The organism is Streptomyces sp. NPDC020875, from assembly GCF_040641415.1.
Lineage (GTDB): Bacteria > Actinomycetota > Actinomycetes > Streptomycetales > Streptomycetaceae > Streptomyces.
This window is the reverse complement of sequence record NZ_JBFADP010000015.1, coordinates 79,173-104,128: the sequence shown is the minus strand read 5'-3', so window position 1 is coordinate 104,128 and position 24,956 is coordinate 79,173. Positions and strand designations below refer to the sequence as shown.

Sequence of the window (24,956 nt, the reverse complement as noted above, 5' to 3'; positions counted from 1 at the left end):
TCGACGGATCGGCCATGGCCGAAGACGCGGAGCTGATCGTGAGCGAACTCGGCTCGAACGCGGTCCTCCACACGGCCAGCGGCCGGAAGGGCGGGACGTTCCACCTGGCCATCGCCGTCTCGCCCCGGGGTCCTGGCGCTTTCGGTCACCGACGAGGGCGGCACCGACCGAGTCCCCGAGATCACCTACGCCGCCGACGAGTCGGCCCACGGCCGGGGCCTCGACATCGTGAACATGCTGGCCCACCGACTCGTCATCCTCGACAGCCCCAAGGGCCGCACCATCACCGCCGAGCTCTTCGCGGGCCCGCGCAAAGCAGACCGCCCATGGTGACCACGGCCACCGCCTTACGGACCTACCACTGCTGGGCCGCCGCCCGCGCCCACGACAACACCAAGCCCATCTCTCTCGGTACCTGCACGGCCCCCAGCCCCCGCCTGGCCCTCCGCTGGCTCCGCCACCGCACGGCCGCCGTCACGGCCCAGCTCGACCCGCGATACGCCCGCGTCGGCCATGACTGGCTCACCGACGAAACCGAACAGGAACAAGCCCTCACCCTCCTGGCGACGGGCCACGCCTACCGCGTCACGCTCCACGACGACCAGACCACCTACGTCATCGCCGCCACCCCGCCGGAGACGACCTCATGGTGACCACAACCCCGGGCTACTGGTGCGAATGCCGAACCACGGACACATTCATCGCATCCATCGACGCCCCCACCGCCGCCCACGCGGTCCGCTGGATCGCCATCACCCTCCACACAATCCTCCCGGCCCTCGACCCCGACGCCTCAGCAGATGCCCGGCGCTGGCTCCAGCAGGACCGCCACACCATGACCGAAGCCCTCCACCAGGGCGAGCCCGTCACCCTCACCATCAGGGCCACCACCACCCACATCACATGGACAGCCCGCCCGGCCCACTTCCTCCCCCTGGCCCACCGCCACAACGTCGAACTCCCCGCCTGCGCCGAAGCCTTCAGCCCCACCCTGTGAGTTACAACTTTCCCTAGGCTTTCAAGGGCGCTCCCGCCGCCAAGGCGGCGTCGCGCGCCCGTCGCACCGGGCATGCGCTCCTGTCTCCGCCCCGCTCCAGCCCGGACCCCCGGCCGCGTGCCTATCGGCTGGGGGTTGAATGGGAGACGTGCCAGGTCTGTCGTCTACCGGTCAACACTGATGCCTCCGGCGGGGGCGCTCAGGCTCCGGGATGGCGGGGGCCGCTTGCGTCCGCTGGCCGTGGATGGCTGTGGTGGGGGAACTCCCATCCCGTCTGCCGTCGACCCAGGCAAGCCGAGCAGACACGGTGCCGGGCGCCCAGGTGGAGCGTCCAACTGGACGAACGACCTGGGCGCCCGGTGCCGTGTCTGCTCCACATACGTATGGGTCGACGGCAGACGGGATGGGAGTTGAAGTGCAGCGCTGGCCGAAATCGGCCGCGCACAGCAGGAATGCAAGCGACAGAAGGACTCAGTCAGCGAATCACTAGAACTCTGGTGGCGGGATGCCCTTGCGTTTGCGTCAAGTCTGATTCCAGCCCTGCAGGGTTCACCAGATACCTACCCGGGTCGTATACCAGGGCCAGAATCCCTCGACAGTCTGGGTGCCCAGAGTATCTATTCCAGTCGACGGCCAGTTCCTCGCCCACCCTCTTGTCGCCCAATGATTCGCGGGTCATTTTCGTCTCTACGACAACGCCCACTGCGGGGATCAGGAAGTCAACCCTCGAACGCCCGCCTGCACGCTGGGGCACGAAATCTTCGGGGCGGACGTCCTCGTACATCAGACGAAGACAGGCTTCTACCAGTACTTGAAGATCCTCTTCTTTCTCGATCTTTGGCGCTGGCACATTCGGCTTCGTTGAATTCTGGAGCGCCTGCAAGAAGTTCGGGAACCTAGAAAAGGCGCTGGCAATCTCGGCCAGCACCGTGGACGGTTCGGCAACCGCGTAGATCTCGGCCTGCAGGAGGGCGCGCTGATTGTGGAAGCTGTCTTGGAAGGTTGTGGAGTATAGGTGAGACCATTTCGGGAAAATTGACTCCGTCGAAGCGGGGTCGTAGAACTGATTAATTTCCAGTGGCCTCGAGAGGAAAGACTTAATTCGCTTGATCACCATACCTCCCTCATACATATCCTTAAACTCTGCGCGGACTGATTCCGAAACGAGAGGGATGGCTCGCGCGTACCAGGATTGATATTTTTCCTGCCCGGCACGGAGTTCGACTTGGGTTGCAAATTCTCTTTCCTGCCATTGCGCAAGCAGGGATTCGATCTCGTAAGATTCATTGATCAGTCGGTCGATTTCTGCACGCTTACTTTCCGACATCATCCGCGCCGCACCTCCAGCCAGGGGAGCAATAGCATCGCAGACGGCACTGACGGTGAGGGGTGTTCTTCCGTTCTCCCGTCTGGTCCAAGTCTGGTCGGCGGGGGGCGTGATCCTGCGGCGTGGGCAGCCTGATCCGGACCTGAACTACCTCACAGGCGCCTATGTGAAGCAGTGGCCGGGTGGTTGCCGTACAGCAGCGCGGTACCGCAACCGCAGCGACTGGTGCTGTCCCGTAGCGAGCCTTCGGGTCCTTGTGGTGACCGGGATGGCCGGGTCTGACCGGTCTGGCTAGAGCTACGGATCAGAAGGGTCGCGGGACCCCATGCTCTTCGAGCGCATCGCTATAGCGCTGGAGCTTCGAGCCCAGGTCGGCATGGAGGAGGCTGGCTACGTACCGGGCCTCCTCAAGATCACCGGCGGCGCACAGGTCGACCAGCTCGGCCACGTCCGACTGGAGGGCACTGAGGGTGTCGCCCTGGATCAGGACGCCGGGGTAGCGCCGACCGGGGAGGCGTACCACCGCGTCGTTGCCACCGTCGGTGAACAGCTCGGCCTCTATCCGTTCCATCGGAGCACCATCTCAGTTTCGTCTCAGTCAACACGGTTCACACGGGTTCACGGCAGGCCCGCAGCCGGTGGCCGCCGGACCGCCGACCCGGGGTGAACACAGGTGAACAGGGTTGTACACCGCCCTGCCCGGCGGCAACAGACTTGGAAAGCGTGCGCCGGCGCTCGGGCCCGCGAAAGTGAAGCGAGGCCAGTGCGGGAAGAAGAAGCGGTCACTCACGGTGAGTGGGAACCTCGGGCAGCGTGGGAACTGTTTTCGAGGCCCAGCGTGGGCAGAGTGTGCTGGGCTACATGGATACCGAGCTCAGGCGGCGCCCACCAGCCGTGCCCGATCGGCCGGTAAGCAACGGTCAACAGCGGGCACTTTGGAACCCCCACGGGAACGCATTGGTCCATATTCTCGCAGGTCAGAGCACTGACAAAGCCCAGAGGAGCGCTGATTCCCAAGCTCAGAGCGCGAGTTCGATTCTCGTCACCCGCTCCAAAGAAAAGCCCCAGGCCAACGGCCCGGGGCTTTGTTGTTGTCCAGACCACTTCAGGGCCACCGCCATTGGCGTGCGCCTTGCCGACCACCGTCGCCTCGTCCGGGCTCGTCGTCGGGTACTCATCGCGGTCGACCGGGCTCCGCCGCACGGGGGAGGCCACGCGGCCCCATTGGTACCCGAGGGCGAAGCCCGGCCCATGTCGGCTGGCACATGCTCATGCCATGACCTCTCAGGCACCCCTCACCATTCTCCGGCCCGCCGTCTCCCCGATCGGGCAGGCCGCCGCGCGGGCCGCCACCGTGTGGTCCGTCGTGTTCGGCGTCTTTCACTTCTACTGGGCCCTCGGCGGCAGCTTCGGGCTCGGGGACGGCGCCCAGGTGGAAGCCGGGCTCACCGGCGGGATGCTCGCCTACGACCTGGTGGTGGGCGTGCTCTGCTTCGTCGGTGCCTGGGTCGCGCAGGAGCTGGGCAAGGCGCCCGCCGCGCGGCCCCTGATCCCCCGTTGGATATTCCTCACCATGGCCTGGACGGCCACCATCGCCCTCGTCGCGCGCGGTGGCGTCGGCGTCGTCGATGACATTTTGCGCTCCACCGACGTCCTCGCCAACGGCCTGAGCGGGCTGACCGTCGAAGAGGTGTACGGAGAACCGCACCCCTCCACGTACACGATGTGGTCGATGCGCGTCACCGACGGCTTCTTCGTCCTCGGCGGGCTGGTCTTCGGGACGGCCCTGCGGGGCCATCTCCGGTACGCCCGGACAGCCCGCTGAGCCGAACCCAGCCCATCCGGGGCCGGGGTGGCTCGATCCTGTCGAGCGGCGGGTGGCGGCTGGCAGGGTCAGGGCATGCGGTACTGCGAACGACATGAGATGCACAACTGCGCCGACTGCGCGCCGAGCGGGCCCCGGGGCAACGTGGCCGTCGGCGCGGAATGGGACGACTGGCCCGCCGCATCGATCATCATTCATGCCAGCGGCAAGGCTCATCTGCCGGGGTGTACGCACATCATCCCGGGCGACATCCGGCCGCCGCGCTACGGCTGGGTGCTCGCGCCCTCGCCCGGGGCCTGGCGGCGGCTCTCGCCGTCCAGTCCGCTTCGGGGCACCGGAGGGAACACCGAGCGAGTGGCCGTGAGTCGTTGCGAGACCTGCGACGCTACGCAGTAGGACAATATTCGGCCGACATGTCCGGCGGAGGCCGTAGGGTCGCGGGCATGTGGGTGGGGATGGACGCGGTCGGCTGGGGTCGGCTGAAGCACAATTACGGGTCGGCCGAGGACGTGCCGGGGCTGCTGCGGCGGTGTGCCGGGCCCGAGGTCAGGGATGCGAACGTCGCTGCCGACGAGTTGCTCAATCTCCTCTTCCACCAGGGCGGCTGGATCTGTTCCGCCGCCTCGGCCGCGTTGCCGTTCGTGGTGCGGCTGGCGGCGGAGCCGCAGGTGCCGAGTCGGCGGGCGTTGCTGGAGCTGGTGTCCATGCTGGCGGCGGAGGCCGGGCAGATCGAGGAGCGGTTTCTCGATCAGGGGTGGGCGGCGGCCTGGGAGCGGGCTCTGCCCGAGGTGTCGCGGCTGCTGGACGATCCCGAGCCGGAGGTCCGGCGGGCAGCCGCCGATGTGCTCGGGGCCTGCGGGAGCCCCGGTGAGCTGGTACTTCCCGGGCTGCTGCGGGCCTGGGAGGCGGAGGGCGATCCGGCGGCCCGGCTCGAATTGGTGCTCGCCCTCGGGCAGGCCGTACGGCGGGCGCCGGTCGGGGTGTGCGGTGACGAGGTATCCGGGTTGCTGCACGGGCTGCTCGACGCCCCGGAGCCGCAGACGCGGTTGGCGGCGGTGCACGCGCTGGCGCCGGGCGATCCGGGGCTGCCCGCGCGGCGGCTGGGCACCGTACTCGGAGCGGTTCGCGACCCGAGTGCCGAGTTGTGGCGGCACACCAGCTCCATCCAGACCGGGGTACGGGGTGTGCAGTCCTGGACCGGAGGGCTGATGCCCGGGCCCGATCCCGCCTTCGTACAAGGGTTGCTGGCCGACCATGACGACGACGAACAGCGGATCGGCGCCCTGGGGCAGGCGGGCGTGCTGCTCTCCCGGTGGCGTTCACCGGCCCCCGCCCTGCTGCCGTCCCTCGTCGCGCGGCTGGCCGATCCCGTACCCGAGGTCCGGTTCCGGGCCGTCGAGTTGCTGGCCTGTTCGGGGACGGACGCCGCCGGGTACGCGGACGAGGTCGCCGGCCTGCTGTCCGATACCGCCACGCGCTCCAACCGTACGGAGGAGACCGTCGGCGACGGCGCCCTGTGGGCCCTGGCCCGGATGAACGACCCACGGTGTCTGCCCGGTGTGATCGAACTGATCAACGGCACCCGACCCGGCTTCGCGTCGGCTTCGGTCCACTATCCGGCCTCGGATCTGCACCTTGCCGTCCTCCCCGCACTCGACGAGGTCCTGGGTGTCCTCCGAGACCACGCGGAGTCGCTGCTTCCGGCGATCGGCGACCGGCTCCGTACCGCCATGGACGGGCCTTCGCTCCACCGCCTCTGCGGGCTGCTCGCCGACTGGGGGCCCGCGGCCGAAGCCGCGGTGCCGTCCCTGCTCGGGCTGCTGGAGGACGACCGGACCTGGGCCCCGGCGGCGACCGCCCTGGCCGGAATCGGTACGGCGGGGCGCGACGCGCGGAAGCGGCTGCTGCTCCGGTCGCGTACCGGCGACGCATCGGACCGGGAACTCGCGGCCTGGGCGTACTGGAAGGTCGGCGGCGAACCCGGACCGGCCGTCGAACTGCTCGGCCGTACCGTCACCGAGCGGCGGTACCGCCATCCGGAGCTGCGCCGAATCGCCGACCTCGGGACGTACGCCGCACCCCTCGCGGACCGGCTCGCCGCGCTGACCACCGATACCGACCCCTGGATCCGGGTCGAGGCCGCGCACGCCCTGTGGGCCGCCACCGGTGACACCGAACGCGCCGTCCCCGTCCTGGCCACGGTCGTACAGGGGCTGGCCGACGATATCTGCCAACCCGTCATGCTGCCCGCCGTACGGCACCTGACCCGGATCGGACCGGCCGCCCGGACCGCCGCGTACCCGCTGCGCGAACTGGCCGACCATGACCGGCGGCTGCGCTCCAACGGCGGCTGGCGCGGCTTCCTCCAGGACGAGAGCATCCGTACCGCCGTCGGCGAGTTGCTTCGCGCGGCGGAACGGGTCAGGTGAGGAGGAACCCCGCCGAGGTCGCCACCCCGAGCGACGCGCCCGCCACCGTCTGGGCGACCGTGTGATAGCTCAGGGCGACCCGGGACCAGCACATCGCGATCGTGAGGGTGTAGGCGAATAGCCACCACGGGGAGTGGACCACGGCCAGCAGGACCACCACCGCCGAGGCCACCGCCGCGTCGACCGAGATCTTCCAGACCGTGTTGACCGCGAGCAGTCCGATGGTCATGGCCCAGAGGCCCAGCATGGCGATCAGGATGGGCGTGGGCGCGTCGCCGACCAGCATGATCAGGGAGCCGGTGCCGACGGAGCCGAGGATGACGAAGAAGATCGGGGCCCGCTGGGTACGGTCGACGACATGGCGGTCGCCCCAGGTGCCGCGCTTGCGCTCCCATTCGATGTAGCCGGCCGGTATCAGTCCGGCGCAGAGGGCGCCGAGGAAGCCCCAGAGCAGGCCGGTCCAGTGGTCCGCCGCGGCCAGGCCGATGCCGAGCATGCCCGCGAGGAGGGCATTGCGGGGCTGGAGGACGTCGGTGACGATCCGGGCCGTGGTGGTGGCAACGCTGGTCGTGGTCGTGGTCGTGGTCGTGACAACGGTGGTGGTGGTGGTGTTGTTCACGCGCCGCGCTCCAGGGACGTTCGCAGGACCAGCCGGGTCCGCTGTTCGGGAATGGTCTTGTAGGCGGCGGCCACCCGTACCAGCCAGGCGACTTCGCCGTCCTGGTCGGTGGCGGGCCTGGTGTCGAAGGCGGCGGCCTTCCCGGCGGGCGCGCCCTCGGCCTTGGCGACCAGGGCCGCCTTGATCCAGTGGGCGTCGGCGAGGGAGTCGGTCCGCCCGGGGTCCGTACCCTCGTTCGCGGCGGCCTCCTTGGCGGCGGCCAGCAGCGTATCGGGGACGTAGTGGCGCAGTTTCTCGACCGCGTCCGCGATATCGGCCGCCCAGCGGTCGACCCGCAGGTCGGCGGGGGTGTCGAAGCGGGTCATCTCCCGGGCGAGGGAGGCCGGCGGGGCGAACGGCTGGTCGGGGAAGGCCGTCATCAGCTCGCGCCAGAGGGGGTGGAGGTTCATCTGGGCCCGCCACAGCCGGACCCGCCGCCAGCCCTTGCTGAAGGCGGGGATGGAGGCGCCGATCGCGAAGAAGGCGAAGAGGACGACCTGCGCCGCCTCGGTGATCTTGTCGAAGGTGAGCGCGAAGCTCTCGCCGGGCTGGTCGATCACGCTGATCCACAGGAACCCGGTCCGGCTGAGGGTGTAGCCGACGCCGATGAACATCGCGAAGGTCATCATGCCGAGGCCGATCCGCAGATGACGGACCCGGGTATCGGCGGTGGCCAGCGCCCATTGGTAGGCGCAGACGGCGGACGCGGCACCCAAGTAGAGGTAGAAGACGCTCATATAGAGGGTGGCGCCCCACTGGCCCGCGTGTTCGGAGACGAACCGGTCCGTCGGCTCCGAGCGGTCCACCACCGTGAAGAAGAGCACGGTCAGCAGGATCAGGGTGACCACGGACGCCTTGGTCGCCACCCGCTGAACGATCCGGGCGAACCGGACATGGCGGGGGATGACCCCGTCCTTCGGGAAGTGGCCGTAGATGGCGACGATGTAGCTGAGGATCGCGAGGATGGCGAGGGTGGAGGTGTAGTGCTTGATCAGCACCCCGAGGTCCACGACGGGGCTGTCGTTGAGGGCGGTCCGGACCACATGGGTCTTGGTCCACAGGGCGATGGCGAAGCCCGCGTAACACCCCCACAGGGCGCGGCGGCGCTTGTCCTCCTCGTCGCCCCAGAGCGCGGCCGGCATCCGCCACAGGGCGACGGCGGTCATCAGACCGGCGACGAGATAGCCGGCGAAGTCGAGCGCGGTCACATCTAGTTCCTCGGTGTTCTGCGGGCAGGGTGGGGGGTGTGGCCGGTGCCGGTGAGCTCGGCGGGGGTGCTCACCGGTGGCGCTACGAGCGGCGGAACAGCGTACGGGGGGAGAAGGCGCGGCGCCGGTGGGCGACCGGCCGGGAGAGGGAGTTCGCCAGCCGTCCGACCATGTCGTCGCTGGTCACGTCTCTGGCCATGCGCGGGATGAGGGAGGCGCCGAATTCGGCGATCCGCTCGTCGTGGGTGTCGTACTGGGCCCTGGCCTGGACGGAGTCGGAGGCGAGAACCCGTTTGATCAGCGATGTGTCGAAGACCGGCAGCAGCGCGCGCAACTGGTCGGCGTCGAGGCTGGTGCCGTGGTCGAACCACTCGTGGCACAGCTCGTGCAGGATCACATGCTGGGTCTGGTACGCGGTGGGGCGCCGCCGATAGAGGACATAACTGGTGGTACCGGACTTGAGCCGGAGGCCGCAGGCCGCGTTGACTCGTGCCAGTCGCTCGGGCAATTCCTGGAGCACGATGGTTCGGCCGCGGGCGGCCTCCATGTTCGCGACCAGTTCTTCGATGCTGAAGGGGGCGGGTATGGGGAGGTCGGCTAGTCCGGCTTCACACTCTTTGCGCAGTTCACGCAGGGACATGGGGGGCCTCTTGGTCGTCATCACGCGTGCGACGCATGCGGCGCCGAGTCTAGCCAAAACCGGTCGCTTGTACGGATCAGCATGTGCCGGAGTCCGCAGGGAAACGTGGAGAATGCGGGGATCCGGGGATCCGGGGACCTGGAGGCAATGGGGATCATGAAAGGTGGGGAACGCCTGGGCGCGCCGGGAAACACGGAGGGCCTGGCGCGCGGGGCACCTTCACGCACTTCGGGGCGTACGGGGCAGTCCGTCAGGGGCGCCCGGTCTCGCCGTTCCCCGTCCCGCCGCCCCCCGTACCGCCGTTCTCCGCGTCGTCGGTTTTCGGCCCGGCCTTGGTGTCCGCGAGCAGGGAGAGGGCGAACTCCAGCAGCTCCGCGGGCAGCCCGTCCTCGTCGGCCCCCCGGGCCGCCACGCCGCCGATCTCGCCGGTACGCCGCTTGGCGAGGAACTGGAGCCCGGCGACCACGTCACCGACGACCTCCGACTCCTCCTTGAAGAACCGCCAGTCCACACCGAAGCCCAGCCCGAGCGCCTTGAGGATCTCCTCGGAGGGCTGGGTGACCTTGCCGGCCAGGATGTTCGAGAAGTAGCTGTGGGAGAGGGACCCGCCGCGCTCCTTGACCAGCTCGGCGAAGGTCCGCCCGGAGACCTTCTGGCCCGGGAAGGTCTTCTCCAGCATGTACTCGACCTTCTGCCGCAACGTCCGCAGTTCAGGTGCGCGTTCTTCGCCGATGTCCATCCGGTTACCTATGTTCACCTCTTGACCGGCGCAAGTGTCCGGCTTGCACAAACACTCTACGCCACTGTTAACTACAAAAAACACGGCCAGGGGGCCACAGGGGAGTCCCCTGTCCGTGCTTATCTTCCGCGCGCCGATCCGCCCCGGCACGCGGCCGAAGCAGGTGTAGCCCTTCGCGACGGGGGATGCGCGAAGGGCTACACCCGTGCAGTATGCCAGCCCGTCAGAAACCGTTCCACAGCGCACCCACGACATCGGTGGGCGCCCCGACTGTGCGGCCGGGGTCAGCCGGACGGCGCCGGATCGGCGGTCTGGGCGCGGCGCGGCTGACGGCGTTCGAAGGGCCCGAGCTGGGCGACGACCGTCCCGTAGAAGCGGTCCACGGCGGCGTCGACGCTCCGGATGAAACCCGATTCCGTGGCGCCCCTCGTCCCGCCCATGCCCTTGAAGAGCGAGAGCCGGAACCCGGTGATCGCCGCGCCGTCCCGGGGCAGCAGATCGCCCGGCTCGGGCCGTAGCCGCTCCAGCGTGCCCCGGGGCCCGTTGCCGGTCTCCACCAGCGTCTCCACATGGAGGTCCGCCGGAGCCTCGGCGAGCGTACGAATCAGCCGCTTCGCCGAGGTCAGCGGATAGCCGCCCTCGGGTACCGGAACATCCACGGACGTCCGCAGCTTCGCGGTCCGCAGATCGGCGGTGATCGTGAAGACACCCGGGGTGCCGTCGATCCGCAGCTCCGAGGTCAACCGGCCCTCGCCGCAGAGCCGGTCGGCGAGCAGGGCCCGCCGGGCGGCCGGATCGGCGCCGCGGCTGACGCGCTGTACGGGCAGGGCCTTCTGGCCCAGCTCACCGCCCAGCCGGAGACAGATCTGCCGTACGAGCTGCTCCCAGCTCGCCACCACCTGGACGGCGCGCGGATCCCCCTGGGAGAGGGTCTCCGTCTCGATGCCGTTGCGGACCGGGACCCACGCCGGGCCCATGTTCTGGAAGCCGTGGCAGCCGGAGTTCTCGTGCTGGAGGTAGTGCAGCAGCTCCTGAAGCAGCCAGGCGTGCGCGGCGTTGCCGACACCCTCGTGCCGGATCAGCATCTGGGCCTGGTGCGCCACCTCCGCCCAGGACAGGTGCCAGAGCGCGACCTTGTGCTTCCGCCGCCCGTCGATCTTGACGTCGACCAGCGGACTGCCTTCGAGCGCCACGTCGTTCGAGAGGGTGATCACGGCCTCGTAGCCACGCCGGGCCGCGATGTCCATATAGTCCTGGACCTGTTCGGACTTGAGCTGATTGCCGTTGGTCTTCGTCTCGACCAGCGCCGTCCACAGCTTCCCCGCCCGCTCCACACGGATCACCCCGTCCGGCCGCCGGGGGCTGTCCCCGTGGGGCAGGGAGACCTCGGTGAAGGTCTGCATCCGCCCGGCGGGCGCCCCGAATCCGGCCGTGAGACGGCGTCCGAACTCCGGGACCTGCGCCATCACCGACAGCAGTACGGACGTGGCCCGCAACTCCCGCTCCTTGTCGCTCCGCAGGGTCGGTACGGGGAAGAGCCGGGCCGGCCGCCACGAGTCGTTCTCGGCGAGGGACTTCTTGGCCACCTTGGGGAGGGTGACCTTCTTCTTCACCGTACGGGTCCCGGAGGTACGGGGCGCCGGGGGCTTCTGCGCGGCCGGTTCTGGTGCGGGCTCCGCGGCCGGGGCCTGGTCCGGGGCCGGGGCCGGGTCCGCGGTGGCCTCGGCGGTGGACGGCTGTGCCGGTACGGTGGCCACCGCCTGCGGGGTCTCCGTACCGGCGGCACCGTCGGTTTCCTCGACTTGCTCGGCTTCATCGGCGATGTCGATACCGAAGTCGGTGGCGAGACCGGCCAGGCCGCTCTCGTACCCCTGCCCCACCGCCCGGAACTTCCACTCCTCGCCGCGCCGGTACAACTCGCCGAAGACGAAGGCCGTCTCCACGGTCGCGTCGACGATGGAGAAGCCCAGCAGAACCTCGTTCGCCCGGTCGGCCAGGGTCAGCCGGATGTCGTGGAGATCGCCGAACCTGGCGCCTTCGTACCGGCTGGCGGCGACCACGATACGGGCGACGTCCCCCGGTACCGCGGTCAGATCGAGGCTGATGCGGTCCTCGCTCCCGCTGTCGGTCGGCGTCTTGCCCAGCAGCTGAACGCTGCCGTCCTCGGCGGCCGGATGGTTGTAGAAGTAGAAGTCCGCGTCGCCCCGGACCTTGCCGCCGTCGTCCAGGAGCAGGACCGACACATCCGCGTCGCCGTCCCCCTCCGCGCTGCTCCAGCTCAGACTTACGATGACACCACCGCTGTCCTCGCTCAGCGCCGCCAGGGCGACATTGGCCCCCTTGCACATCTCCTGCATATGACCCCCCGGACATATGGGCGGTGGCGGACCCGCCCGAGCGGCCCCCGCCATCTCTTTCCGTCACGCCGCGCACACTCAGCGCGCATGCTCGAACCTAGCGCAGCCGAGGAGTCATAAGGAGGCGCACGGGGCGAAAAGTTGACCATGTGATGGTCGGGCGTACCGTGGAGCGGCCCGTTCCGTAACCGGCGGTACTTTCAAGGGCCGACGCGCTCGTGGCCGGTGATGTGAGGACGCCTGTGTCCCGATCGCGTAAGAGCCGCCCGTACGCCCCGTACATCCCGAGCCGCGGTCCTATGGTGGATGGAATCGACGCCGATCGAGGGGGACCCCATGGATCCGATCACCGCGGCCGCTCTCGCAGCTCTGGCGGGCGGCCTCGGCAGTGAGGCCGGGCGCCAGACGTGGCAGGGACTCACCGAACTGGTACGACGCCCGTTCCGGCGGGGGTCCGCCGAAGACGCTGACGCGGCGCCGCAGATCAGCTCGGGCGAGTCGGAGATCGCAGCTCTGGAGAGCGACCCGGCCGATCCGCTGCGGGCGCAGGCGCTGGCCACGGCCCTCGGTGTGCGAGCGGCCCTGGACGGAGAGTTCCGCGTACTGCTGGAGGATTGGCGGAGGCGGGCCGAGTCGGAGCCGGAGGCCGTGGTCCACAACACCATCAGCGGCGGAACCCAGAACGGTCCGGTCGTCCTGGGCCGGGACTTCTCCGGTCTCACGTTCAACGTCACGCGGGACACGTCCGCTCCGGAACCGCAGTAGTCGGCCGGGCGCCTCACCTCCATGGCGCCACACCGGCCTCCCCGGCCGGGGAACCGTACCCTGGCAGGGCGACGCGGTTGATCGTGGCGGCGGGCGGTCGGGCGGTGGCGGCGACGCGGTCGCCGCCGTGATGGTCGACGCCGCCCTGTACGGCAGCGGGAACCCCGCGATCGTTCTCACCTACGCATGGGACCGGCTGCTGATCGACCCGCTGCCCGGCCCACGGAGCCCGGCCGACTTCACCGGCCTGACCACGCTCACCCCGAACGTCTTCGTCGTCACGGCGGAGAGCCGCCCGGTGCCGCCCGCAGACTCCACACTCCCCCGGCTGGCCCTGGAGGTCCGGCAGACGATCGGACTGATCGATCCCCGGTACGGCGCCGAAGGCGTGCTCCGGCAGCTCACCGAGGTGGTCGAGCTACTGCGGCCGGAGTCGATCGACAGACTGGACGTCGGCGGCGACATCCTCGCCTGGGGCGACGAGGCCACCCTACGAAGCCCCTTGGCGGACGCACTAGTACTGGCCGCGTGCCCTCGGCTGGACGCCGACGTACGGCTACTCCTCGCCGGACCCGGGCTGGACGGGGAACTCACGGTCGGGGAGCTGTACCCCCTGCTCGGCCGGAACGTCCTCACCCTCTCCCCCGACGACGTCGGGGGAGCCGGTGTGCTGGAGCGGCGCCCCTCCGAGGCGGCGGCCATGCTCGCGGCCACGGCCCGGGGCGTACGCGGCCGGTGCGAGGTCCGCGACGCCGGACTCCCCGTTCCCCTCACCGACGAGGGCTCCACGGTCCACGCCGACGACCCGGCCGTGGCCTTCGCTCGCAGCACCCTGGCACGCACGGTCGCCCGGACCCGCACCCTCACCGAGGCGGAGACGCTGAGCTGCGAGACCATCGGCTTCTCGGAGATCGACTACGAGTGCACCAAGGCGTCCCGGCTCCGGTCCGCGCCCGTACGCCCGCTGGACCGCGGCGACGTACTGGACCGCGTCACCGACTTCGAACAGGGCGTCCGCGCCCGGCAGATCAGCCACACCACCGTCCGGCGAATGACGGAGGCCCTGGGGTTGCCGGGGGAACACCGGGAGCCCCTGAAGGCGCTGCTGATCCGGTACCGGCCCGGGCAGTACGTGGCGCCGTTGTGGCTGATCTGCCGGGGCGGCCGCAGGAGGGTCGAGTTCCGGGGAACCGCTGCGGGGCGGGGGTGGGGTGTCGTAGGGTCCGGGACGCGTGCCGAGGTTCCCCCGCGTGTGCGGGGGGTGGCCCCTGAGGGCTGTCCGTGTCGCCGTGATCCCCGTACGCGCGGGGTTGAGTGTAGGTCAGCTTGGTCGCGGCCTCAGTCACGTGAACCAACAACTGAGGTCTGTCACTGTCCCCAACTCCACGCCAAACAGGCGCATTTCGATGCGTGCGCCACGCGCTCTCGGATGGACTAGCGTGGCGGCACGTCGGCAGTCGCCCCCGTGGCGCACCGCCGTACAGACGCAGAAGCCGGGTCCGCTATGCCCTCTCGTTGCACCGAGAGGAGCCGGACCCGGCGTGTCCCTACCGGCCCATCAAGCCTGAACAGGAACATCTCATGGGTACCACGGAACAACCTCCTCCTCAACCTCCGCAGCCCTCCGCCAGACGGCATGTGCTGCTCATGGCGCTGCTCGCCGTCTCCCCTGCCGCTCCTCCCGCCCTCGCGCCGTGGGTGTGGGGCGCCGTGGTGATCGTGGTCGTGGTCATCGCGCGGCCGGGCTTCCGGCGTCGTACGGTCTGACGCCGCCCCGCGTCCGGTGCCGCTCCGTTCGGCACCGGACCTCCGGGTGGGCCGCCGAAGCCCACCCCCGCCTCCGCATACGGTCAACGCACCCCTGAAATGGGCTCAGTCATGCCGCACGCGCCCCTGCCGTCGACGCGATCCGCCGACGCGGCCCCCTTCTCGAAGTTGTCCCCGGCCGCCCGGACGGTCTGGGCGAAGCACGACCGGAAGACCGACGACTGGTTGCCGCTGTGGCGGCATATGACGGACAGCGCCGCCGTGGCGGGAAAGCTGTTCGACGAGTGGTTGCCGGAGAACGTCAGGAAACTCATCGCCGAAGCGCTCCCCAGTGGGGAATCGGACGCACGGCTGCTGGTCACGTTCCTTGCCGGTGTCCACGACGTCGGAAAGGCTTCGCCGGTTTTCTCCTGTCAGGTGGATCCGCTCGCCGACGCGATGCGTGCCGCCGGTCTCGGCATGCTCTCCGCCAAGGAGTACGGCCCCGATCGCCGGATCGCGCCGCACGGGCTGGCGGGCCAGCTCCTCCTCCAGGAGTGGCTGCTCGAACGGTACGGGATGGCCACCCGGACCTCCGGGGCGTTCGCGGTCGTCGCGGGCGGGCATCACGGTACGCCGCCCGAGCATCAGCAGATCCACGATCTCCAGGCCCGTCCCCGTCTGCTGCGGCACCCGGGCGGTAGTGAGGCCCGATGGCGCTCCGTACAGCACGAGTTGATGGACGGGTGCGCCGAGCTGACCGGAGTGACGGAACGGCTCGGGGCGTGGGGCGCGGTTCGGCTGCCGCAGACCGTACAAGTACTTGTCACGGCGGTGGTGATCGTCTCCGACTGGATCGCCAGCTCGACGGAGTTGTTCCCCTACGATCCGAACTCCTGGCTGCCCAACGGGCCCACCGGTGAGGCCCGTCGGCTAGGGGCCGCCTGGGCGGGGCTCGATCTGCCGGGGCCTTGGGCGCCGGTCGAGCCGGAGCAGTCAGCGGACCGGCTTTTCGCGGACCGCTTCGAGCTGCCGGAGACGGCGGTCATCAGGCCGGTCCAGGAAGAGGCCGTGCGGATGGCGCGCCGGATGCCCGCCGCCGGTCTGCTGGTGATCGAGGCACCTATGGGAGAAGGAAAGACAGAAGCCGCATTTGCCGCAGCGGAGATTCTGGCCGCCCGGACGGGTGCCGGGGGCTGTCTGGTGGCCCTCCCGACCCGGGCCACCGGCGACGCGATGTTCCCCCGGCTGATCAGCTGGCTGGAGCATCTGCCCATTGAAGGACCCCGGTCGATCGTGCTGGCCCATGCGAAGGCCGCGCTCAACGACATCTGGTCGGGTCTTCTGCGCGAGGGCAGTCGCACCCTCGCGGCCATCGACCTCGATCAGCCGGACAAGGTCGACCGGGTACGGAACACTCGTCCGGGCCCCGCGGAACTGCACGCCCACCATTGGCTGCGGGGTCGCAAGAAGTCCCTACTCGCCTCCTTCGCGGTGGGCACCATCGATCAGGTCCTCTTTGCGGGGCTCAAGAGCCGACATCTGGCCCTGCGGCATCTCGCGGTGGCGGGCAAGGTCGTGATCATCGACGAGGTGCACGCGTACGACGCCTATATGAGCCGCTACCTGGACCGCGTACTTGAGTGGCTGTCGGCCTATCGCGTCCCCGTCGTCCTGCTCTCCGCCACACTTCCGGCCGAGCGTCGACGGGCTCTGGCCGCCGCCTATGCCGGACCGGACGGCGGCGATCTCGACGCGGTCGAGGCAGCTGATCCGACGGACCGTACGTACCCTCTGATCACCGCCGTCGCACCCGGCGCCCCGGCCCTCGTCGCACGGCCCGCCGCCGCCTCCGGGCGCCGTACCGAAGTCGTACTGGAACGGCTGGACGACGATCCGGCGCTGCTGGCCGACCGGCTGGCGGTGGAGCTGGCGGACGGCGGCTGTGCCCTGGTCGTCCGCAACACCGTGGACCGCGTCCTGCGGACGGCCGATGTGCTGCGGGAGCGGTTCGGGGACGGGCAGGTCACGGTCACGCACTCCCGCTTCCTCGCCGCCGACCGCGCGGTCAAGGACACCCTGCTGCGGGAGCGGTTCGGTCCCGGCGGCGACCGGCCCGCCGGACCGCATGTGGTGGTGGCCAGCCAGGTGGTCGAGCAGTCCCTCGATGTGGACTTCGATCTGCTCGTCACGGATCTGGCGCCGGTGGATCTCGTGCTCCAGCGGATGGGGCGGCTGCACCGGCATCCGCGTTCCCGGCCCGCGCGGCTCGCGACGGCGCGCTGTCTGGTGACCGGGGTGGACTGGAGCGGCGACGGCCCGCCGGAGCCGGTGCGGGGATCGCGTTCCGTCTACGGGGAGCACACGCTGCTCCGGGCCCTGGCCGCGCTCGGCCCCCATCTCGACGGCGCGCCGCTCGTTCTGCCCGATCACATCAGTCCGCTGGTGCAGGCCGCATACGGGGATCAGCCGTTGGGCCCCGACGAGTGGGCCGGGGTGATGGAATCGGCCCGGGACGACCATCGGCGGCTTCTCGCCGAGAAGCGCGGCAAGGCCGAAGCCTTCCTCCTCGCCCCGGTACGCCGCGCGGGGCGGCCCGTGTACAGCTGGCTGGGTGCGGGGGTCGGGGACGCCGACGACAGCCCGAAGGGCCGGGCGCAGGTCCGGGACTCCGAGGAGACCCTGGAGGTGCTGGTCGTACGGCGGCTGCGGAGCGGTCGGCTGACGACCGTGCCGTGGCTGGCGGACGGGCGGGGCGGCCTGGAGCTGCCGACCGACTTCCCGCCGAGCCGACGGGCCGCGGAGGCCGTGGCGGCGAGCGCGATCACCCTCCCATGGCAGTTCACCCGGCCCTGGCTCGTCGACCGGACCATCGCCGAGCTGGAGAGATTCGTCGTCCCGGCCTGGCAGACCAAGGAATGCCCCTGGCTGGCCGGGGAGTTGCTGCTGGTTCTCGACGAGGACTGTCAGACCCGCCTGTCAGGCTTTGACATCAGGTACAGCCGCGAGGACGGACTGCGGGTGTCGTCCGCCGACGCGGTCGAGGCCAAGCGTTCCGCGGACGGCACGGGAGAGGACGGCGAACATGAACGGCCGGAGCAGGAAGACACTTTCTCAGGCATTACGACGGCCGGCCTTGGCACGGATGAGGTGAACCCCGTCGCGAAGTCCGTGCCCGTCGCGATGCCGCCCGGACCGCCGTCCTTCGACCTCACCGCCCAGCCCTGGCTGCCCGTCCAGTTCCACGACGGCAGCACCGGCGAGCTGTCCGTACGGGACGTCTTCGCCCGGGCCAGGGATCTCCGCAGGCTCGTGGGTGACGTACCCACACAGGAACTGGCCCTGCTCCGGCTGCTGCTGGCAATCCTCTACGACGCCGTGGACGGCCCGGCCGAGCTGGAGGACTGGGGCGAGCTGTGGCGGTCGGCGGATCCGTTCGCCCCGGTGCCGGGCTATCTCGACGCGCACCTCGACCGCTTCGATCTGCTGCATCCGACGACACCGTTCTTCCAGGTCGGTGATCTGAAGACGGAGAAGGACGAGATCTCGTCCCTCAACCGGATCGTGGCCGACGTACCGAACGGGGATCCGTTCTTCGCCATGCGCCGCCCTGGCGTGGACCGGCTCTCGTACGCGGAGGCAGCCCGCTGGCTGGTCCATGCCCACGCCTACGACCCGTCCGGCATCAAGTCCGCCATGAGGGGCGACAGCCGGGCGAAGGCCGGAAAGGTCTATCCGCTGGGTGTCGGCTCCGCCGGGAACCTCGGTGGCGTCTTCGCGGAAGGCGACAACCTGCACGAGACGCTGCTGCTGAATCTGATCGCCCTCGCCGAGCGCGACGTCATCACATTCGGTGAGGGCGCCGGGCCCGCGGACCTGCCGGTCTGGCGGCGTACCCCACCCGGGGCGGCGCCCGAGGAGCCCGCCGGACGACAGCCGGGCGGCCTGCGGGACCTCTACACCTGGCAGTCCCGGCGGGCCCGGCTGCACACCGGGGAGGGCGAGGTCACCGGGGTCGTCCTCGGTTACGGCGATCCCCTCGTCCCCCATGTGCACTGGCAGACCGAGCCCATGACCGGCTGGCGGCGGAGCCCGGTCCAGGAGAAGAAGCAGGGCCGCTCCCCGGTCTATATGCCACGGCAGCACGACCCGAGCCGGGCGGCCTGGCGGGGGCTGGCCGCGCTGCTGCCGTCCCGGGCCTCCGAGGTGGCAGGGTCGGCGGGCGAGCCGCAGAACGCCCTGGCCTCCGGGGTGGTCCGGTGGTTCGCGATGCTCACCACGGAAGGGGAGCTGGAGCCGAACAAACTGATCAGAGTCCGGCTCGTCGGAGCCGTGTACGGCACCCAGCAGTCCGTGGTCGACGAGATGGTCGACGACACCCTCGCCATGCCGGTGGTCCTGCTGCACGAGGAGAACCCGGAGTACGGCGCGACCGCGACGGACGCCGTACAAGACGCCGAGGGCGCCGTCATGGCACTCGGCCACCTCGCCGGAGACCTCGCCCGGGCCGTCGGCTCGGACCCCGCCTCGGCCGTCGACGCGGCGCGCGATCTCGGCTTCGGCGCCCTGGACGGGCCGTACCGGAGATGGCTGGCCGGTCTGATCCCGCCCACCGACCTCCAGTCGGCCCGGAGGGATTGGCAGCGGACCGTACGGGCCCGGATCAGCGGGCTCAGCCGGGGACTGCTCGACTCGACGGGCCCGGCGGCGGCCGAAGGACGAATGGTGGACGCCCCCGGATCCGGTCAGCACTGGATCAATGACGCCCGGGCGGAGCTGATCTTCAAGAGACGGCTGACGAAGGTACTCGGCCTGACCGGAGGCCGGCCCGGGGGAAGCGACCCGCACCCCACCGATGACGACTGACGACGACCGATGACGACTGGGCGGAGGCCGCCTCATGACCACGACCGATCAGCCTGCGCCGGAGGCGCGCAAAGGGGAGTTGAGCTCCCCCGGCAAGGCAACGGTCCGCTGTATCACCCGGCTCCAGCACCGGTATCGCAATGACAATCCGGCCGCCGTGGCGGTACTCGCCCGGCTGCGGCGCGAGGCGGGGCGCGCCGTTCACGATTCCCCGGACAGCTGGGGCATCGACGGCCTGGAGGACCTGGTCACCGTACGGGCCGAGGAGTCCGGACGTGGCCGGGACGAGGACCGGGACCTGAGGGAAGAGGAAGCGGTTCATCTCGCCGTCACCCTGTGGGCGCTGCACCAGCAGTCCGTCTACGACGACAACATGCACCGACCGGGGTGGGGACTCGGCCGGGCGGTCCGCCACCTGGCGGTGACAAAGGCCAACCCGAACGGCGCCGGAGACGACGAGAAACCCGCTCGGCAGGGGCGGGCCAACGATGAGCTGAACGAATCCCTCCGCAAGCGCTTCGTCAGAATCGGCACCTCCACGTCGTACGACGTACTCGCCGTCCGGCTGCGCGAGATGGTCCTGCTGCTGCGTGGCGCGCGGGTGTCGCTGGACTACGGGCTCCTCGCCGACCAGCTCTTCCGCTGGCAGGACGAGGAAGAGCGGTCCGAGGTACGCCGTTCCTGGGGCCGCGACTTCCACGTCGTACCGGCCAGGCGAGACGGGGACACCGGGACCTCCGGAGAGAAGGAAGGCGATCTCCCGGGCGACGACCACGACTCCGGAGAGTAGTCCGGCCGACCGCCTGATCCGGCACGCACAGACCATTCACCACCGCACAACGATGAAATGAAGGGAACCACCGGTGGCGCGAACCATCATCGACATCCACATTCTTCAGTCGGTGCCCCCCAGCAATCTGAACCGTGACGACACGGGCAGCCCCAAGTCCGCCGTGTACGGGGGGGTGCGGCGGGCGCGGGTCTCCAGCCAGGCATGGAAGCGCGCCACCCGTAACACTTTCGAGGAGTTGCTGCCCTCCTCCGCGTTGGGCGTCCGGACGAAGAAGGTCGCCGAAGTCCTGGCCGACCGGATCAAGGAGTTGAACAAGTCCCTCGAAGACGCCGACGCCGTCAAGCTGTCCGCCGAGCTGATGCAGACGGCGACCAACTCCAAGATGGAGGTGCCCAAGCGGAAGGCGAAGGACGGCGACACCGAGGACAAGGCGGCGCCGGAGTCCTCGTATCTGATGTTCCTCAGCAGTCGGCAGCTCGACACCCTGGCCGCCCTGGCCGTGGAGGCGAGCCCGGACGGGGACCTCAACGAGCTGAAGACCTTCTTCAAGGACCGGGAGAACAAGGCGAAGGCCCGCCAGGCCGTCAACACCCGGCATTCCGTGGATATCGCCCTCTTCGGCCGGATGGTCGCCGACTCCGCCGATCTCAATGTGGACGCGGCTACCCAGGTGGCTCATGCCATCGGGGTCCACAAGAGCGAGATCGAGTCCGACTACTTCACCGCCGTGGACGACAAGAACGAGGACCACGAGTCCGGTGCCGGAATGATCGGCTCGATCGACTTCAACTCCGCGACGCTCTACCGCTACGCGGCGGTCGACGTCAATGAGCTGCACAAGAACCTCGGCTCGGGTCTGGACGACGACGAGTCCGCGCCGACACCGGCGGAGAAGGCGGTGGGGGCATTCGTCGAGGCATTCATCACCTCACTCCCCACCGGGAAGATCAACACCTTCGGCCACCACACCCTGCCCGCCGCCGTCATCGTCAAGCTGCGGACGAGTCGGCCCATCAGCTTCGTCGGCGCCTTCGAGCAGCCGGTACGCCAGGGCAAGGACGGCGGCTTCATGCGGGCGAGCTGCGAACGGCTCGCCGGCTATGTCCCCGATCTGGAGAAGCAGTACGGCGACGGGGCAGACGTCCCGAGCTGGGTCCTGCGGGTCGGCCCGGAGACGGACGCGCTCGCGAACCTCGGTACCGAGGTGACACGGGCCCAGCTGGTGAAGGATGTGGAGGACGCGGTCAGCCGTCAACTGCGGGACGGGGCATGAGCACACTGCTGCTACGGCTCGCGGGACCGCTCCAGTCATGGGGCTCCGCCTCCCGCTTCACCCGGCGCGGTACGGAGAACGCGCCGACCAAGAGCGGCGTCCTGGGCCTCCTGGCGGCGGCCCAGGGACGGCCCCGGACGGCGGACCTCTCCGATCTGGCCGCCCTCCGGTTCGGGGTCCGGATCGACCAGCCCGGCACGCGGCTGCGGGACTTCCAGACCGCGCACCACGCCGACTCCGGGAAGGCGATGCCGCTGTCCGAGCGGTTCTATCTCGCGGACGCGGTGTTCCTGGCGGGTGTGGAGGGCGAGACGGCCTTCCTTCAGCGTCTGTACGAAGCACTGCTCGCCCCGGTCTTCCTGCCGTATCTGGGCCGTCGCTCCTGTCCGCCGTCCCGGCCCATCACCATGGGTCCCCCGGAAGACGTACCACTGGAGGACGCGCTGCGGACCACCCCGTGGCAGGTGTCCAAGTACTACGCAAGACGACCCGGCGGGGCGGCCGCGACGCCGGAACTGGACGTACTCATCGACAGCCGGTCCGGCGAGCGGCCGGACATCACCATCCGGGACGCGCCGCTGAGTTTCGATCCGCGACACCGCCAGTACGGGCTGCGAGGGGTCCGGACCGGCGATGTCGCCACCCCGCCCCGCGCGGAATCCGCGCCTACTCCCAAGGTACCGGCCCATGACCCGACGGCCGGTCTCCCGCTCGCGGGGCACGAGCCACCGAGGACCTCCTGATGTACCTGACACAATTCCGCTTCAACACGGGCCGCCCGGAGGCCCGTCGGCTGCTCGGCTCGCCGCATCTCATGCACGGCGCTGTGAACATGGCCTTTCCCGAACTCCCGGACCGCGAAGGCCAGGGCCCCCGCGTCCTGTGGCGGGTCGATCGAGGCCGCCCCCAGGACAGGCCGGAACTGTTCGTCGTCAGCCCCACCCGCCCCGACCTGACCCATCTGGTCGAGCAGGCGGGCTGGCCGACACTGGACACCCCGGGCTGGAACACATTCGCCTACGGAGAGTTCCTCGACGCCCTCCGCAAGGGCGACACCTGGGGCTTCCGGCTCACCGCCAACCCCGTACACAACATCCGCAGACCCCAGGACGAGAAGGGCGCCCGGACGAGACGCGCACCCCATGTCACCCCCCGTCACCAGCTGGGCTGGCTGATCCAGCGGCAGCAGGCGGCCGGCTTCGCCGTCGTGGAGAAGCCCGTCGAGCGGCGGTTGACCGAACACGGCGACGAGTACGAGCTGATCGTCCGGGACTACCAGCCGCTCCAATTCCGCCGCGCGCCCGCGCAGCGGTCCGTACCGGATGTCCGTATCACCCGGGTCACCTTCGACGGGCGGCTGACGGTCACCGATCCCGGCCTGCTCCGCCGTACCCTCACCGAAGGGCTCGGCAAGGCCAAGGCGTACGGGTGCGGACTGATGACCCTGGCCCCGTTGGGAGACCGATGAGTACGGTCAGCCGCCGCGGCGCCCCGTCGCCCCGGGAACTCACCCGGGTCGGGGACCGGCTCTCCTTCGTCTACCTGGAGCGGTGCACCGTACACCGCGATGACAACGCCATCACCGCCACGGACGCCGACGGCGTCACCCACATCCCGTCCGCGACCATCGGAACCCTGCTGTTGGGTCCGGGCACGCGCATCACCCACCAGGCGATGGCCGTCCTCGGCGAGTGCGGGGCCTCGGTGGTATGGGTCGGGGAACAAGGGGTGCGTTTCTACGCGGGCGGAAGGGCACTCAACCGCTCGTCCGGTCTGGCCGAGGCCCAGGCGACGGCCTGGGCGAACCGGCGCACCCGGCTGGAGGTCGCTCGGGCGATGTACTCCCTCCGCTTCCCCGGCGAGGACCCGTCCGGCAAGACCCGGCAGGAACTCCTCGGCATGGAAGGCAGCCGGATGAAGGAGTGCTACCGCCGCGAATCGGCCCGCACCGGTGTCCCGTGGAAGCGCCGCGAGTACGACCGGAACGACTTCTCGGCCGGTGACGCCCCCAACCAGGGCATCACCGCGGCGGCCCAGTGCATGTACGGCATCGCCCACGCGGTCGTCGCCGCAATCGGCTGCTCACCGGCGCTGGGCTTTGTGCACTCGGGCAATGAACGCTCCTTCGTCATGGATATCGCGGACCTGTACAAGACCGACGTCGCCATACCGGCGGCGTTCGACGCGGCGGCCGAGGGCGAGGAAGACATGGCGTCCCGCACCCGCCGGGCCCTCCGGGACCGAATCAACGAAACCGGTCTGCTCGACCGCTGCGTACGCGACATCCAGCGGCTCCTCCGCTACGACGACAGCCGCGACGAGGCCGACGGCCAGGACAACATGACCCTCCAGTCCGACGGCGGCCTGCACGTCACCAGCGGCCGCAACTACGGTGACGAGCCGATCTGGTGATCGTCATCGTCCTCGCCAACTGCCCCTCCGGGCTTCGCGGCTTCCTGACCCGATGGCTGCTGGAGATCTCCGCCGGCGTCTTCGTAGGGTCCCCCTCGGCCCGAGTCCGTGACGTCCTGTGGGAAGAAGTCCGCCAGTACGCGGACAAGGGCCGCGCGCTCATGGTCCAACAATCCGACAACGAACAGGGCTTCACCTTCCACACCCACGACCACGCCTGGCACCCCGTCGACCACGAGGGCCTGACCCTGATCCGCCGCCCGAACCCCGACGCGCCTCAGAAACGAACCCCAGCGCCTCGGAGTCCGCAGTCGGGCTGGAGCAAGGCGGCCAAGCGCCGGAGATTCGGAGGAAGGTAGACATGACTCAAGGAACCTTTAGAGATGAAACTTCCGATAGGCCCGTTAGGTCGAGATCTGCGGAAGTAATTAAAAACCACTCTCACCGCCCGTAAAACCGCAGGTGGGCGAGTGTCGTCCCCGCGCGTGCGGGGCTGTTCCCGACGCACTGCTGCAGCTACTCGCCGAGGCCGCGTCGTCCCCGCGCGTGCGGGGCTGTTCCCCGGGCAAGCGAGCGCAAGGATGGCCTGAAGGCGTCGTCCCCGCGCGTGCGGGGCTGTTCCCGGCACTCGCCCCCGGGGCCACCAACACCCCGGGTCGTCCCCGCGCGTGCGGGGCTGTTCCTCCTCTTCGGTGACAAGCTCCACTTCGGCAGCGGTCGTCCCCGCGCGTGCGGGGCTGTTCCCCACATAACAGGTACCCCGCTCCAAGCGGCGTTGTCGTCCCCGCGCGTGCGGGGCTGTTCCCACCGACCTCATGTCCGAGACGGCCCGCGACGGGTCGTCCCCGCGCGTGCGGGGCTGTTCCCTTCCCCATGCACGCCCCGGCCGGGTCAACAGGGTCGTCCCCGCGCGTGCGGGGC

At 69.7% G+C, this 24,956-nt stretch carries 21 protein-coding genes and 1 CRISPR repeat array (1 of these 22 only partly in view); of the genes, 14 read left to right on the top strand and 7 right to left on the bottom strand.

Translation table 11 applies throughout. The annotated features are described in order from the left end of the window. Positions 1-326: 326 nt before the first annotated feature. Positions 327-653: a hypothetical protein gene (locus AB0G74_RS11185; RefSeq protein WP_361143413.1), complete on the top strand. Its 327-nt coding sequence runs from the start codon at positions 327-329 to the stop codon at positions 651-653. Beyond that, on the top strand, positions 647-997 hold the full coding sequence (locus AB0G74_RS11180) for a hypothetical protein (protein ID WP_361143410.1): 351 nt from the start codon (positions 647-649) through the stop codon (positions 995-997). The genes AB0G74_RS11185 and AB0G74_RS11180 overlap by 7 nt, the downstream gene beginning before the upstream one ends. A 475-nt stretch (positions 998-1,472) precedes the next feature. Here the strand turns inward: AB0G74_RS11180 and AB0G74_RS11175 are convergent, their stop codons facing one another. Further along, positions 1,473-2,324: a hypothetical protein gene (locus AB0G74_RS11175; RefSeq protein WP_361143407.1), complete on the bottom strand. Its 852-nt coding sequence runs from the start codon at positions 2,322-2,324 to the stop codon at positions 1,473-1,475. A 304-nt stretch (positions 2,325-2,628) separates the two neighbouring features. Then, positions 2,629-2,895, bottom strand: a complete 267-nt coding sequence (locus tag AB0G74_RS11170) for a hypothetical protein (protein WP_361143404.1) — start codon at positions 2,893-2,895, stop codon at positions 2,629-2,631. Positions 2,896-3,600: 705 nt separating this feature from the next. Between AB0G74_RS11170 and AB0G74_RS11165 the strand changes: the two genes are divergently transcribed. After that, the gene (locus tag AB0G74_RS11165) at positions 3,601-4,149 is read left to right on the top strand and encodes a DUF3995 domain-containing protein (RefSeq protein WP_361143401.1); all 549 of its coding nucleotides are present in this window, start codon (positions 3,601-3,603) and stop codon (positions 4,147-4,149) included. A 443-nt stretch (positions 4,150-4,592) separates the two neighbouring features. Beyond that, complete coding sequence (locus AB0G74_RS11160) at positions 4,593-6,578, top strand: HEAT repeat domain-containing protein (RefSeq protein WP_361143398.1); 1,986 nt, start codon at positions 4,593-4,595, stop codon at positions 6,576-6,578. On the opposite strand, the gene AB0G74_RS11155 is transcribed toward AB0G74_RS11160, so the two are convergent. The 5 genes from AB0G74_RS11155 to AB0G74_RS11135 form a co-directional block, all read right to left on the bottom strand. Then, a complete protein-coding gene (locus AB0G74_RS11155; protein ID WP_361143501.1) occupies positions 6,571-7,119 on the bottom strand; it encodes a hypothetical protein in 549 nt (182 codons plus the stop codon). The genes AB0G74_RS11160 and AB0G74_RS11155 overlap by 8 nt on opposite strands. Before the next feature lie 74 nt (positions 7,120-7,193). Then, the gene (locus tag AB0G74_RS11150) at positions 7,194-8,444 is read right to left on the bottom strand and encodes an MAB_1171c family putative transporter (RefSeq protein WP_361143396.1); all 1,251 of its coding nucleotides are present in this window, start codon (positions 8,442-8,444) and stop codon (positions 7,194-7,196) included. An 82-nt stretch (positions 8,445-8,526) separates the two neighbouring features. Further along, positions 8,527-9,084, bottom strand: coding sequence for a toxin (locus AB0G74_RS11145; RefSeq protein ID WP_361143393.1), 558 nt, complete (start codon positions 9,082-9,084; stop codon positions 8,527-8,529). 250 nt (positions 9,085-9,334) lie between these two features. Continuing rightward, positions 9,335-9,823, bottom strand: a complete 489-nt coding sequence (locus AB0G74_RS11140; protein ID WP_361143390.1) for a hypothetical protein — start codon at positions 9,821-9,823, stop codon at positions 9,335-9,337. A gap of 284 nt (positions 9,824-10,107) precedes the next feature. Beyond that, positions 10,108-12,180, bottom strand: a complete 2,073-nt coding sequence (locus AB0G74_RS11135; protein WP_361143388.1) for a TerD family protein — start codon at positions 12,178-12,180, stop codon at positions 10,108-10,110. Positions 12,181-12,516: 336 nt separating this feature from the next. On the opposite strand from AB0G74_RS11135, the gene AB0G74_RS11130 reads away from it, so the two are divergent. The 10 genes from AB0G74_RS11130 to cas2e all read left to right on the top strand — a co-directional run bounded on the left by AB0G74_RS11130 (position 12,517) and on the right by cas2e (position 24,394). Beyond that, the gene (locus AB0G74_RS11130) at positions 12,517-12,945 is read left to right on the top strand and encodes a hypothetical protein (protein ID WP_361143385.1); all 429 of its coding nucleotides are present in this window, start codon (positions 12,517-12,519) and stop codon (positions 12,943-12,945) included. Between the two features lie 130 nt (positions 12,946-13,075). Further along, entirely contained in the window at positions 13,076-14,383 is a 1,308-nt protein-coding gene (locus AB0G74_RS11125; RefSeq protein WP_361143498.1) for a DUF1152 domain-containing protein, read from the top strand. A gap of 143 nt (positions 14,384-14,526) precedes the next feature. Then, complete coding sequence (locus AB0G74_RS11120; protein WP_361143382.1) at positions 14,527-14,712, top strand: hypothetical protein; 186 nt, start codon at positions 14,527-14,529, stop codon at positions 14,710-14,712. A 111-nt stretch (positions 14,713-14,823) separates the two neighbouring features. Continuing rightward, entirely contained in the window at positions 14,824-19,557 is a 4,734-nt protein-coding gene (gene casA / locus AB0G74_RS11115) for a type I-E CRISPR-associated protein Cse1/CasA (RefSeq protein ID WP_361143379.1), read from the top strand. A gap of 34 nt (positions 19,558-19,591) precedes the next feature. Next, positions 19,592-20,347 carry a type I-E CRISPR-associated protein Cse2/CasB gene (casB, locus tag AB0G74_RS11110; RefSeq protein WP_361143376.1) on the top strand — a complete coding sequence of 252 codons (756 nt, stop codon included), beginning with the start codon at positions 19,592-19,594 and terminating at the stop codon, positions 20,345-20,347. 73 nt (positions 20,348-20,420) lie between these two features. After that, positions 20,421-21,623 (top strand): type I-E CRISPR-associated protein Cas7/Cse4/CasC, encoded by a 1,203-nt coding sequence (gene cas7e / locus AB0G74_RS11105; RefSeq protein WP_361143373.1) that lies wholly within the window; start codon positions 20,421-20,423, stop codon positions 21,621-21,623. Further along, positions 21,620-22,366 carry a type I-E CRISPR-associated protein Cas5/CasD gene (cas5e, locus tag AB0G74_RS11100; RefSeq protein WP_361143370.1) on the top strand — a complete coding sequence of 249 codons (747 nt, stop codon included), beginning with the start codon at positions 21,620-21,622 and terminating at the stop codon, positions 22,364-22,366. Before cas7e ends, cas5e begins: the two co-directional genes overlap by 4 nt. Then, a complete protein-coding gene (gene cas6e / locus AB0G74_RS11095; protein WP_361143367.1) occupies positions 22,366-23,091 on the top strand; it encodes a type I-E CRISPR-associated protein Cas6/Cse3/CasE in 726 nt (241 codons plus the stop codon). The genes cas5e and cas6e overlap by 1 nt, the downstream gene beginning before the upstream one ends. Beyond that, positions 23,088-24,035, top strand: a complete 948-nt coding sequence (cas1e, locus tag AB0G74_RS11090; RefSeq protein WP_361143364.1) for a type I-E CRISPR-associated endonuclease Cas1e — start codon at positions 23,088-23,090, stop codon at positions 24,033-24,035. The genes cas6e and cas1e overlap by 4 nt, the downstream gene beginning before the upstream one ends. Next, on the top strand, positions 24,032-24,394 hold the full coding sequence (gene cas2e, locus AB0G74_RS11085) for a type I-E CRISPR-associated endoribonuclease Cas2e (protein WP_361143361.1): 363 nt from the start codon (positions 24,032-24,034) through the stop codon (positions 24,392-24,394). The genes cas1e and cas2e overlap by 4 nt, the downstream gene beginning before the upstream one ends. Positions 24,395-24,507: 113 nt before the next feature. Further along, a CRISPR array of direct repeats spans positions 24,508-24,956; the repeat unit is 29 nt; unit sequence GTCGTCCCCGCGCGTGCGGGGCTGTTCCC (it continues 617 nt past the right edge of the window).